Source organism: Microbacter margulisiae (assembly GCF_014192515.1).
In the GTDB taxonomy this organism is placed as follows: Bacteria; Bacteroidota; Bacteroidia; order Bacteroidales; family Paludibacteraceae; genus Microbacter; species Microbacter margulisiae.
The window spans coordinates 828150-840709 of sequence record NZ_JACHYB010000002.1 but is presented as its reverse complement, the minus strand read 5'-3'; the positions used below and the strand labels follow the sequence as shown (position 1 = coordinate 840709).

The following is a 12560-nucleotide window of genomic DNA, read 5'->3' as shown; positions in this document are numbered from 1 at the left end:
CGTAAATGTCGATGCGGCTTTTGATATGTTGTATATCCGTTTTGAAATTGTCTGATCAGTCGAAATAACCTTTCATGATGCCCCGTGGCGAGTTTCGTACAAAAAGGATCACTTCGTCGCGTTCCTTTGTTGCCGGCAGTTCGGCTTCGATATGTTCGATGGCGGTGCTGTTGTTCATACCCGAGAGATAAAGGAAACGATAGATCTCCTGGATATCCCTGATCTGTTCGTTGGTATAACCCCGGCGGCGCAGTCCAACCGAATTGATGCCACAGTAGGATATCGGTTCGCGGGCTGCCTTTACAAACGGTGGAATATCTTTATTGACTTTCGATCCACCCTGAATCATCACATGTGCCCCGATGTGGGTGAACTGATGAATCAGCGAACCGCCTCCGATGATTGCCCAGTCGCCTATGGTAACTTCACCTGCCAGTTGAGTGGCGTTCGACATGATGACATTGTCACCTACTGTACAATCGTGAGCTACGTGGCAATAAGCCATGATCAGGCAGTTCTTCCCGACAATGGTATGTCCTTTTGCAGCAGTTCCGCGGTTGATGGTGACACATTCGCGGATGGTTGTATTATCCCCGATGATGGCGGTTGTATCTTCTCCCTGAAACTTCAGGTCCTGGGGAATGGCGCTGATGACCGACCCCGGGAATATCTTGCAGTTTCTGCCGATACGTGCGCCCTCCATAATGGTCACGTTCGATCCGATGTGAGATCCTTCAAGGATAACGACATTTTTATCAATGGTTACGAATGGCTCGATGACTACGTTCGAAGCTATTTTTGCTTCCGGATGAATGTATGCTAACGGTTGTTTCATTTGATACGAATTTGAATACTAATGAATGTTTTTCGCGTTGTTTTTCCGGTATGAATGGAACGTATGGTTTCCCTAAGGTTATTGGGTTTTTATTTATTTTTGGTGATCTGAGCCATGAATTCCGCCTCGCATACAATTTTTTCACCTACGAAGGCATATCCCTTCATTGTGGCGCAACCGCGACGGATAGGCGATAACAATTCCAGGCGGAAAATAACAGTGTCACCCGGAACCACTTTTTGTCTGAATTTCACCGCGTCAATTTTCATGAAATAAGTGGAATAAAGTTCGGGATTTTCCACCTGATGCAGGATCAATAATCCTCCGGTCTGCGCCATAGCCTCCACCAAAAGGACACCTGGCATAACAGGTTCCTTAGGGAAGTGCCCGTTGAAGAAAGTTTCGTTGACGGTGACATTTTTTAATCCTGTGATGACCGTCTGGTTGATGTTCAATACTTTGTCAACCATCAGAAAAGGCCAGCGGTGAGGCAGCATTTTCTTGATCTGATTGATATCCAGAAATGGTTCCCCATTAGGATCATAATCGGGCAGGGGTACTTCCTGACGTTTGATTTCCTTACGGATAAGTTTTGAAACCGAGGTGTTGGTTTTGTGTCCCGGACGCGTAGCAATCACCCTTCCCTTGATAGGTTTCCCGATCAGGGCAAGATCGCCTAACACATCCAGCAGTTTGTGTCGTGCGGGTTCGTTGTCAAATTGCAATTCTGACAGGTATCCCAGTTCGTCTACTTTTTTATGTGGATGATTGAGCAGGTCGGCTATTCGGTCAAGTTCTTTCTGATCAATGATTTCATCGTAGATTACCAGTGCGTTTTCCAGATCACCGCCTTTGATGAGGTCCATTTTAAGAAGCTCCTCCAGTTCTCTGACAAAGACAAAAGTACGGCAGGATGCAATTTCTGTGGCGAAGAGCGACAAATCATCCAGTACTGCATACTGGTTATGTAAAATAGAAGAATTGAATCCGATTAAGGTTTGGATGCTAAAATGATCATCCGGAAGGATGGTTATGGATGAATGAGTGTTCGGATCGGTGTATTCGATTTTTTTCTTAACGATAAAATACTCTTTCTCCGCTTCCTGTTCAACGATACCAACTTCCCGAATCTTTTGAATGAAAGGTTTTGCACTTCCGTCGAGGATTGGAAATTCCGCTGCATTTACCTCCATGAGGCAATTGTCTATCTCGGATGCGAATAATGCAGCCATTGCATGTTCAATCGTGCTGATCTGAACATTGTTATGTGATAAAACAGTTCCGCGTGTAGTTTGTGTTACATACTCTGCCAAAGCTGGTATGGTTGGTTGACCTTCTAAATCAATTCTTTTAATGATAAAACCATGATTTTCGGGAGCCGGAAGAAAGTGTAATTCAATGTCTAACCCTGTGTGTAATCCCTTGCCTGTTAAGGTAAAGCCACGTTGTAAAGTTTTTTGATTTGGCATGTTGATTAGATGATTGTCCTGATTTAATGGATATTTTTACGCAACTCTTCAATTTCTTTTTTTAATGCGTCAATGCTTTTGTCTAATTCGGGAAGTTTGCGAAAAACAACATAAGCTTTAGTGTATTGAACATGTGAAAATGCAGGTGCACCCATGTATGTAACGTTGTCGGGAATTTTACTGATGACACCGGTTTGAGCTGCTAATTTGACATTGTTGCCAATAGTTAAATGTCCTGATATCCCGACTTGTCCGCCGAACATACAGTTTTCGCCGATTTTTACCGATCCTGCAACACCCGTTTGAGCGGCCAGCACACTATTTTGTCCGATTTCCACATTGTGGGCTACCTGTATCAAATTATCCAGTTTTACTCCTTTATGGATGCGGGTCGAACCCATGGTTGCCCTGTCTATGGTAGTGTTTGCACCAATTTCAACGTCATCTTCCAATATGACATTTCCGATTTGGGGTATTTTATTGTAGCCACCGTTGTCGTTGGGAGCAAAACCAAATCCGTCAGCTCCAATTACAGTTCCGGCATGAACCACACAACGATTTCCGATGACACAATCGGCATAGATTTTCACACCCGGATAAATAATGACATCATTACCCAGTGTTACATTGTTGCCGATATATGTTTGTGGATAAATCTGGACATTGTTGCCTGCTTTTACTCCTTCTCCAATAAAAGAAAAGGCACCAACATAGGGATTTTCTCCTATTTGTGCCGATTTGGCAATGAATGCCAGTGAGTCGATGCCCCGTTGCTGTTGTTTTACACTATTCACCAGCTGCAACAATTTAGCTAATGACTGATAAGCATCATCTACTTTTATAAGGGTTGTTGAAATAGATTGTTCGGGAGTAAAATCTTTATTGACCAGTATGATACTTGCTTTAGTATCATAAACATAGTGGGTGTATTTCGGATTGGACAAAAATGTGAGCGTGCCTGGTTCGCTTTCGTCAATCTTTGAAAGGTTGTTGACTGTAATTTCAGGGTTTCCAACCACCTCTCCTTGTAAGAAATCCGCAATTTGTTGAGCAGAAAAATCCATTCGTCAAAATTTTTGCAAAGGTATAATAAATGTCTTGTGTGACAAACAATGTGTTTTGCATCGTAAATATCACTTGTTTTCGTCTAAAGATGCCGGAGATTGTTTTTTCGTTGCATCGGCTGTTTACAGGCTCCTGATGGGGAAAAAGTATTGTTTTTCTTGTCAAAAGCGGATGTTATAGATGATGTTGCATTTTCTTCCGTCATTTTCTACTCACACTCATTCTTTTGTGGTTTGCAAAGGTAGTGTAATTTCTTCAACTTTTGACTCCTGTATCTTATGAAATATTTTTATTAATCAGATATATTTTGTGATTTATTATGAATTCGTTTCTCCTGTTTCGAGGGGTATGAAAGGTGCGTTTGTCCTCTATGTCCGATCGGATACGATAATGAAAAAGAAGAATTCGGCAGGAGGCTCGATTACTCCGAAAAAAGCACTATTTTTGTACTCATTATCAATCTTTGTCGTAACAACATGGATAAGAAGGAATTTTCGCGGTTTGTGCATTTCTTTTCGCGTAGTTTATTGCTTAAAAACCTAGTGTTGGCATGTGTTATCATTGTGCTTCTGTTTGTTGGTGTCCTTTTATGGCTCAATATTTATACGCATCATGGAGAAGCGCTCGAGGTGCCTAATTTGGTAGGATTGCGTTTGGATGATGCTTCGAATCTGTTAGCTAATGATGAATTACATTACCAGATTGTTGATTCTGTTTTTCAGCCCAATAAACAACCCGGAGTGGTGGTTGAGCAACAACCTACTCCCGGATCGTTCGTTAAGAGTTATCGTGATGTTTACCTGACGATCAATGCAAGACGTCCGCCCGGAACTCCTATACCTGATGTACGTGACCTGTCGCTACGTCCTGCCCAGGCTTTACTCGAAAATATGGGTCTGCATGTTGGAAGTGTGGAATATGTACCTTCCGATTTTAATAATTTGGTGATGGATATTAAATATCAGGGACGTATCCTGGCTCCAGGGCAACAAATACCCGCCGGAAGTACAGTTACGCTGGTAGTAGGACGAAAAGCATTACCTGCAGACGGATTGTTGGTAATGCCTGATCTGACAGATATGAATCTTGAAGAAGCAACTTCGTTGGTCAATAATGATATGCTGACACTTGGTGCTATTAATTTTGACGAACAGCCCTCTTCAGATCAGGATAAAGCAAATTTTGTGGTGTTTAAGCAATTGCCTGAGGCGGGTGATTCTATTCCTGCCGGCAAACCGGTGACCATATGGTTGACAAGAAGTAAAATCAATCCCAATGCTGCTGATTCTGCCGCATTAAATAATAAAAAGCCACAGAAGCCGAAGAAGAAAAAAGACATCGAGAAGTTTTTTTAGTGATAACATGTGTCACACCAACTTATGATATCATCTTTGGAAGACGAACAGGAAGAAGAAATTGAATCGTGGGAAGAAAATACGGAACAGGAACTGTACGAACACTTCAGGTTTGTAGTGGATCGGGGACAAACTCCGTTACGGATTGATAAATTTCTTTTTGATCGTATTCAGCATGTTTCCCGTAACCGGATTCAGGAAGCTGCGGCTGCCGGAGCTATTTTGGTCAATGGCAATGCGGTAAAAGCCAATTATCGGGTGAAACCTGACGAGGTAATTACGATTGTGATGGCTTATCCTCCTCATGAAGTTACCATCACCCCTGAAGCTATACCCCTCGATGTTGTTTATGAAGATGCTGATTTGTTGGTGGTCAACAAACCTGCCGGTTTAGTGGTACATCCCGGACATGGAAATTACCACGGTACATTACTTAATGCGTTAGCCTTCTATTTCAAGGATGACCCTGCCTTCGATGCCAATGATCCCCGTTTAGGCTTAGTGCACCGTATTGATAAGGACACATCCGGTTTATTGGTGATTGCGAAAAATGAAACGGCAAAAACAAAGCTTGCCGAACAGTTTTTTTATAAAACCACTAAACGGCTTTATCAGGCGCTTGTTTGGGGAATCCCTGAACAAAACGAAGGTACCATCGAAGGGCATATTGGACGAAGCCAAAAAGATCGACAAGTAATGACAGTGTATCCGGAAGGTGAGCATGGTAAATCGGCTGTTACGCATTATCGGGTATTGGAGCGTCTGGGGTATGTGTCGCTCGTGGAATGTCGTCTTGAAACAGGCAGAACGCATCAGATTCGTGCACACATGAAATATATCGGACATCCGCTGTTTAATGACGAACGTTATGGCGGATCTGAAATTTTGAGAGGGACCACTTTTGCAAAATATAAACAATTTGTGCTCAATTGCTTTGCGGTTTGTCCACGACAGGCATTACATGCCAAGACGTTGGGGTTTGTGCATCCCCGTACTGGCGAATCGCTTTATTTTGACAGTGAATTGCCTGAAGACATGCGATTGCTGCTTGACCGTTGGCGTGGCTATATAGCATCACGCGATTGAATTACAATAACAATAGAAAGGGTTCATGATGCAAACAAAAAAACGCAAAATTATTAATGACCCTGTTTTTGGGTTCATTTCCATTCCTACCGAAACCTTGTATGATATTATCCAGCATCCTTATATGCAACGATTGACCCGGATCAAGCAACTGGGTCTTTCTTCTTTTGTATATCCGGGAACGCAACATACACGTTTTCAACATTCATTGGGGGCTATGCACCTGATGGGTGAAGCTATCCGCCAACTACGCTGGATGGGCGCTGATATCAACGCTGAAGAGGAAGAGGCTGCCTTAGCGGCCATTCTGCTGCATGATATCGGACATGCTCCTTTTTCGCATGTGTTGGAAAATAGCCTGGTATCAGGAATTTCCCATGAGGAAATTTCATCACTCATGATGGAGGAAATCAGCCGTGAGATGCCTGCCTGCCTGCCTATGGCTATTTCGATTTTTAAAGGGACTTATCCCAAATATTTTCTTCACCAGTTAGTTTCCGGTCAATTGGATATGGATCGGCTCGATTATTTGCGGCGTGACAGTTTTTATGCCGGCGTCACTGAAGGTTCTATTGGTTCAGCACAGATTATCCGTATGCTGGATCTTTTTGAGGGAAGGCTTGTTGTGCAGGAAAAAGGTGTTTATTCTATCGAGAAATTCCTGTTGGCAAGGCGCCTGATGTATTGGCAGGTTTATCTGCACAAAACATCGATTGCTGCTGAAGAGTTATTGATTCATGTGCTATCGCGTGCCAAGGAGCTGACGCTTGCCGGGCATCATTTGTTTGCTTCGCCTTCGTTACAATTTTTTCTGAATCAAAAGATTGTGAAAGATGACTTTTATCGTTCTCCCGAAGTGCTTCATAATTATGTCAATCTTGATGATAGTGATATTGTTTCTGCCATAAAAGTATGGATTGTGTATCCTGATATTATTTTGTCGACTTTAAGTAATGCATTTATTAATAGAAGATTATTTAAAGTGTCTATACTTCGGAAACCAATGGACAACCTGGAAATAGAACGGTTAAATGAACGCTATGCGACGTATTTCGGTATTACAAAAGAAGAAGGACGCTATTTTTGGGCAGAAGAGCAGGTGGCAAACGAAATATATGCCGCTAACGAGGATGGAATAAAAATTAAATATAAAAATGGAGATTTGAAGGATATTACAGATGCTTCTGATATGTTTAACCTGGATATGTTGTCCAAAGAAGCAACGAAATTGTATCTTTGCTATTTACCGGTTAATGATTGATTTTTCTTGATTTTATGATGTTTAGTATAATCAAATATAGAAACTTATGAGTACAAAAACGGCTTTTATTACCGGAACAACTTCCGGTTTTGGTTTGGCTATTGCCAATCGGCTGGCTTCTTTAGGGTGTAACCTTATTATTACAGGACGCCGTCGGGAGCGTCTGGAAACTGAGGCTGCCGATATTCGTTCGCATTATGGAGTAGAAGTGCTACCATTGTGTTTTGATGTTCGCGATCGTGAAGTATGCCGGCAAACTGTAGAATCATTGCCTGAACGCTGGAAACAAATTGATTTACTCATTAATAATGCCGGACTGGCTGCCGGGGCAACACCTGTGCAGGATGGCGACATTGACGATTGGGAACGAATGATAGACACCAATGTAAAAGGATTGCTCTATATAAGCCGGTTTGTGATTCCACTTATGGTGAAAAGAAAATCAGGACATGTCATTAATATTTCTTCCATAGCAGGTGTCGAGGTTTATCCTTCTGGGAATGTCTATTGCGCCACCAAACATGCCGTTAATGCGATTACCAAAGGGATGCGCATTGATTTGCTGAAAGAAAATATTAAAGTAAGTTCTATTTCTCCCGGAGCTGCCGAAACGGAATTTTCCCTGGTGCGTTATCATGGCGATCAGGAAAAAGCAGATGCTGTTTATAAAGGTATTGTACCTTTGAATGCGGAAGATATTGCCGATGCTGTGGAGTTCATTGTTACACGTCCTCCTCATGTCAATATCAATGATATTTTGCTAACTCCTGTTAGACAGGCAAACACTTATGTGTATCATCGGGAAGGCTAACGGAACCTGTTTTTTTTGTTGGTATGTAGAGTCATAGTTTTTACATTCTTTTTTATCATGCGTATGGCACCTGATTGGCAATTATCCGAATCGGAACGGCAAGAAATGATAAGTCAGTATCGTGCTGCATTGCATGTGGTTGGAGTAAAACTTAAACCACATGAACTAAAGACGCTGCGAGACTGGGTTACCCGTTCTTTCACACAAAATCCATCGGAGGATTCGTTCCGCTTATTGATACGCAATTTGCGTATTATTCAGTTGTTGGTAAACGAATTCATGCTAGGTCGTTCTTCCATTTTGGGAACGATTTTGTATGATGGATTACTGGATGGCACCGAGACGGTTGAATCTATCGAGAAGCAGTTTGGGGATTCGGTAGCTGTCATTGTTCAGGGTCTTTACCGGGCACATGATTTGTATGAACGGAATATTTCCATTGATAGCGAAAATTTCAGGCAGTTGTTGCTCACTTTTGCCGAAGATCTTCGGGTCATCCTGATTATGATTGCCGATCGTCTGGATACGATGCGTAATCTGAAATTGTTGGATGAAGAACTCCGGCCTAAAGTGGTTTACGAAGTGACGCATCTCTATGCACCACTGGCTCACCGTCTGGGTTTGTATGCCATAAAAACGGAAATGGAGGATTTGTCGCTGAAATATGAACAGCCGCAGGTTTATCATGATATTGCCAGAAAACTTAATGAGACAAAGCGGTCGCGTGATGCATATATTCAGGCATTTATTGAGCCTGTGAAAAAAAGGATCGAACAGGCAGGTTTTGATTTTGAAATCAAGGGACGCACCAAATCCATTCATTCCATTTGGAACAAAATGAAGAAACAAAACACTTCATTTGAATCCATTTATGACTTATTCGCCATCCGAATTATTCTGGATACACCGGTAGAAGCTGAAAAATCATCTTGCTGGCAGGTTTATTCCATCATAACTGATATGTATACGCCCAATCCAAAAAGATTGCGTGACTGGCTTTCTATTCCCAAATCAAATGGTTATGAGTCACTGCATATTACGGTAATGGGGCCGCAGGGCAAATGGGTGGAGGTGCAAATCAGAACCCACCGTATGGATGAGATTGCAGAGAAAGGGGTGGCTGCCCACTGGAAATACAAAGGGATCAAAAGCGAATCCGATAGTATGGACCAATGGCTGAAAAACATACGGAACATTCTTGAGAATCCTGATTTGAATGCTACCGAAGCCGTGGATACATTCAAGCTGAACCTCTACGATGACGATGTTTTTGTCTTTACCCCCAACGGAGATTTGTTTAAGCTGAAAAAAGGATCTACCGTGCTTGATTTTGCTTTTGCCATCCATACCAGCGTGGGAAGCCACTACGTGGGAGCTAAAGTGAGCGGGCGGAATGTTCCTATTCGTTATATTTTGCGCAATGGCGACCAGGTTGAAATTCTGACTTCACCAAGCCAGACTCCAAAACGAGACTGGCTTAACATCGCAGTTACTTCTAAAGCGCGTGCTAAGATCAAGCAGTCAATCAAGGAGCAGGAAAACAAAGATGCAGATCTTGGTCGTGAAGCATTGATGCGCCGGATGAAAAACCGGAAAGTGGAGTTTGATGAGTCGCAGATGACAGGTCTTTCGCGGAAACATGGCTTTAAATTTATTTCCGAGTTTTATCAGGCGATCTCGTTTGGACAATTGGATGTGATTGAGCTTTGTGACGAGCTGCAGGAAATGGCGAAACATGGTAATGATGAAACGGATACCACCGCATTACGTAGTGTGGAACATTTCACTAAGCAGACAGATCTGGAGAAGATCACTACGGAGAATGATGTCCTGGTCATCGGTAATGACGTCAAAAACGTACAATATTCTTTTGCCAAGTGTTGCAATCCAATCTATGGTGATGAGGTGTTTGGCTTTGTCTCTGTTTCAGGAGGTATCAAGATTCACCGGACGAGCTGTCCCAATGCACAACAACTTAAAGAACGCTTTGGTTACCGCATTATTGATGTGAAATGGACTGGCAAATCGGGCAAGGTTGATATGGCTACCCTTCAGATTATTGGCAATGATGATATCGGTATTGTCAATAATGTGACCTCTGTTTTATCCAAGGAGAAAAACGTACAAATGCGTTCCATTACGGTTAATTCTCACGAAACTTTTTTTGAAGGAACCATCTCGGTGATGGTAAGCGATGTGGCACAATTATCGTCTTTAATCAAAAAACTGGAGATGGTGAAAGGGGTGGTGCGGGTAACCCGGCTGTAAATCAGTTTTCTTTATTTTATGCCCGACAATTATTCGAAGTAGATGTTCTGGTATATTTCATTCAACTTTGTAAGATAAGAGTGAATGCTATATTGTTGTTGCACCCAGGCCGCAGCTTGTGTGGCTTTTATCTGGTAGAGTTCGCGCTTGGAAAGGAATGCCACAAATTGATGGAACAATGCTTCGTCCTGTTTTGTCGGATACAAGTTGGCATAGGTTCCTTCGTTTGTGATTTCCCTCATCACCTCCCAGTCATTGACGAATACGGATATTGCACTTGCCATAGCTTCAATCACGGCAATGCCGAAAGTGTCGTGGTCGCTGGCATAAAGGAAAGCATCCAGTTGTTTCAGGATGGACGGGACATCTTCGCGTGAACCCAGAAAAAACACATTGGAGCTGAGGTGATGTTCATTACAAAATTGCATGCATTCCTCAAAGCGTTTGGGTTCTGTTTTGCTTTTGGCCCCAACAAACAGAAACCGGAAATCAACTTTTGCATCATGAAGTCGTTTCAGAAACCGGCAAAGTGTCATCTGGTCTCTACCTGGTACAAAATTGCCCACACTGCCCAGCAGCAAGACATCCTTTGGAAAATGTAATTCGTCCCGGATATTGTTTATTTTTGCACGATCAAGCTTTTCAAAGGAGATGCCATTGTACAATGTTTGGATTTTAGTTGCTGCGAGCGAATATCGTTTTTGATAATATGCCTTTTGGGTATTGCTTACACATAAGATCATATCCGTCCAATGCATTGCCTGCCGAAGAATGACCCGATCTGTCGTGTTGAATCCGGCATCGTAGCCATGTAGCGTAAGCACTACACGAACATGCATAAAAAGGGTTGCGATTCGGGCAAAAATAGCATCCAAGGGCTGTTGTGCATGAAGGACAGTGATGTGTTGGCTGTGAATCAGGTTTCGCAAACGAAGAAAATATCCTGCATCCAGCGGATACTTTGGCCGAAGTTTGAATAATGGGACTTGGGATGCCTGAAAATCGTTGGATAGTTGCCCCTCTTTCCGGTAGATGCCTATGAAATCGAATGACGATTGTGCCTTGTTCCGAAAACAATCAAGCAGGAGCATTTCCGTTCCGCCACGATTGAGCGAACCAAGCATATAGGCAACCTTCATGTTTATTTTGTTCCGTGTTTGACAAACTGCTTTGCCCTGGAACCAATCTGCATAAGTTGGCTATGGAGCCGGAGTAATCCGATTGGACTCCGGTAGCGTATGCGTTCCTTCAGGGGTTGTTGTTCCCATGCCACTTTGTCCAGTTCGTATAAAGCAGCTTCCCGTGTTGGTTTGTTAAGATAATAGGGTAGCAGGACATACACCCGCAACGCGTCCAGCAGAGTTTTTAGCGCTGCATTGTTGCGTTCTTTTGATTCCAGATATCCTAAGTTGAAAATATAATGCTCTTCAGGCTGATAAAGATCTGTATTTCTGACACCACGGGTTTTGATGTCAACATCATGATTGTAAAAAGCTAACGGTTTGTTCAGAAGAGCTACTTTATGATTCAGGGCCACACGGATCCACAGATCGAAATCTTCTCCCAATTTTAATCTCGGTTTAAATCCTTTTTCTTCCTGAAAAATCGGTTTGCGGATGATGGCTGCGCTGGTCCATACCGGCATACACAGGGTTTTGGCATACACTTTGCAATAGTCAATGTATCCCATTTTGAAATCGGGATTTACTCCAATTTCCGCTTTTACCCGCTGTTCGTGTTTTACCTGATAATAGGAAGACCCATAAAGCGCTGCATCCGGATATTTGTCGATGAGTTGTTTCATCTCGGCAAGGTAATGCTTGTGCCACCAGTCATCGGCATCCAGAAAGGCTATATATTCGTATTTGGCTGCATTAACACCGTTGTTACGGGCTATGGCTACACCCTTGTTCTGCTGATTGATAATGCGGACATGTTCTTTAACCGAAATATTCCCTTCCTGCTGCTGTGAGCGTAAAAAATATTCCACGATATGTACGCCGTTATCAGTAGAACCATCATTTACGATAATGACTTCAAATTCATGAAACGATTGATTTAGAACCGATTTCAACGCTTTTTCAATATAAGCGGCTTTGTTATAGAGGGGGATAATGACGGAAAACATACAGTTAAGCAATGAAGGGTAAGTAACTCCGTTTTTATGTTTTGTTATGGACAAAGATAAGGATTGTTTGCGAAATCAGGTTCGTTTTTATATGATTTTTTTCAAACTTGTGATCTACAGAAAAGCTTATTGCTACTGATGTTTGTGTAATCTTCGGGAAGCGTTTTTTGCTGTAGTGCTGATATGTTTTGATGGCCCGTCCTGGATGAGTTGAGGCATAGGTTAAGTTGCAGCAGTTCTTCGTGGTTTACTGAGAATATCTTTGAAATATAGCTTTTTTGG

At 42.5% G+C, this 12560-nt stretch carries 10 protein-coding genes; 5 read left to right on the top strand and 5 right to left on the bottom strand.

The genetic code is table 11. The features are described 5' to 3' along the window. Positions 1-55: 55 nt before the first annotated feature. The 3 genes from lpxA to lpxD form a co-directional block, all read right to left on the bottom strand. Positions 56-835, bottom strand: coding sequence for an acyl-ACP--UDP-N-acetylglucosamine O-acyltransferase (lpxA, locus tag FHX64_RS12570; protein ID WP_183414175.1), 780 nt, complete (start codon positions 833-835; stop codon positions 56-58). Positions 836-924: 89 nt separating this feature from the next. Continuing rightward, positions 925-2304: a bifunctional UDP-3-O-[3-hydroxymyristoyl] N-acetylglucosamine deacetylase/3-hydroxyacyl-ACP dehydratase gene (locus FHX64_RS12565; protein ID WP_183414174.1), complete on the bottom strand. Its 1380-nt coding sequence runs from the start codon at positions 2302-2304 to the stop codon at positions 925-927. 23 nt (positions 2305-2327) lie between these two features. Then, the gene (gene lpxD, locus FHX64_RS12560) at positions 2328-3368 is read right to left on the bottom strand and encodes a UDP-3-O-(3-hydroxymyristoyl)glucosamine N-acyltransferase (protein WP_183414173.1); all 1041 of its coding nucleotides are present in this window, start codon (positions 3366-3368) and stop codon (positions 2328-2330) included. A 477-nt stretch (positions 3369-3845) separates the two neighbouring features. On the opposite strand from lpxD, the gene FHX64_RS12555 reads away from it, so the two are divergent. From FHX64_RS12555 to FHX64_RS12535, 5 genes are all read left to right on the top strand, one after another. After that, on the top strand, positions 3846-4724 hold the full coding sequence (locus tag FHX64_RS12555; protein WP_183414172.1) for a PASTA domain-containing protein: 879 nt from the start codon (positions 3846-3848) through the stop codon (positions 4722-4724). A gap of 24 nt (positions 4725-4748) precedes the next feature. Further along, positions 4749-5810: an RluA family pseudouridine synthase gene (locus tag FHX64_RS12550; protein WP_183414171.1), complete on the top strand. Its 1062-nt coding sequence runs from the start codon at positions 4749-4751 to the stop codon at positions 5808-5810. Positions 5811-5835: 25 nt separating this feature from the next. Further along, positions 5836-7071, top strand: coding sequence for an HD domain-containing protein (locus tag FHX64_RS12545; protein ID WP_183414170.1), 1236 nt, complete (start codon positions 5836-5838; stop codon positions 7069-7071). Positions 7072-7117: 46 nt separating this feature from the next. Continuing rightward, positions 7118-7882, top strand: a complete 765-nt coding sequence (locus FHX64_RS12540; protein ID WP_183414169.1) for an SDR family NAD(P)-dependent oxidoreductase — start codon at positions 7118-7120, stop codon at positions 7880-7882. A 63-nt stretch (positions 7883-7945) separates the two neighbouring features. After that, positions 7946-10150 (top strand): RelA/SpoT family protein, encoded by a 2205-nt coding sequence (locus FHX64_RS12535; protein WP_183414526.1) that lies wholly within the window; start codon positions 7946-7948, stop codon positions 10148-10150. Between the two features lie 29 nt (positions 10151-10179). On the opposite strand, the gene FHX64_RS12530 is transcribed toward FHX64_RS12535, so the two are convergent. Both FHX64_RS12530 and FHX64_RS12525 read right to left on the bottom strand, forming a co-directional pair. Continuing rightward, on the bottom strand, positions 10180-11289 hold the full coding sequence (locus tag FHX64_RS12530) for a glycosyltransferase (RefSeq protein WP_183414168.1): 1110 nt from the start codon (positions 11287-11289) through the stop codon (positions 10180-10182). Positions 11290-11291: 2 nt separating this feature from the next. After that, positions 11292-12332 (bottom strand): glycosyltransferase family 2 protein, encoded by a 1041-nt coding sequence (locus FHX64_RS12525; RefSeq protein ID WP_183414167.1) that lies wholly within the window; start codon positions 12330-12332, stop codon positions 11292-11294. Positions 12333-12560 lie beyond the last annotated feature (228 nt).

Coding starts and splice junctions, on each gene's coding strand:
- lpxA (WP_183414175.1), bottom strand. CDS start 835: ATGAAACAACCGTTAGCATACATTCATCCGGAAGCAAAAATAGCTTCG.
- FHX64_RS12565 (WP_183414174.1), bottom strand. CDS start 2,304: ATGCCAAATCAAAAAACTTTACAACGTGGCTTTACCTTAACAGGCAAG.
- lpxD (WP_183414173.1), bottom strand. CDS start 3,368: ATGGATTTTTCTGCTCAACAAATTGCGGATTTCTTACAAGGAGAGGTG.
- FHX64_RS12555 (WP_183414172.1), top strand. CDS start 3,846: ATGGATAAGAAGGAATTTTCGCGGTTTGTGCATTTCTTTTCGCGTAGT.
- FHX64_RS12550 (WP_183414171.1), top strand. CDS start 4,749: ATGATATCATCTTTGGAAGACGAACAGGAAGAAGAAATTGAATCGTGG.
- FHX64_RS12545 (WP_183414170.1), top strand. CDS start 5,836: ATGATGCAAACAAAAAAACGCAAAATTATTAATGACCCTGTTTTTGGG.
- FHX64_RS12540 (WP_183414169.1), top strand. CDS start 7,118: ATGAGTACAAAAACGGCTTTTATTACCGGAACAACTTCCGGTTTTGGT.
- FHX64_RS12535 (WP_183414526.1), top strand. CDS start 7,946: ATGGCACCTGATTGGCAATTATCCGAATCGGAACGGCAAGAAATGATA.
- FHX64_RS12530 (WP_183414168.1), bottom strand. CDS start 11,289: ATGAAGGTTGCCTATATGCTTGGTTCGCTCAATCGTGGCGGAACGGAA.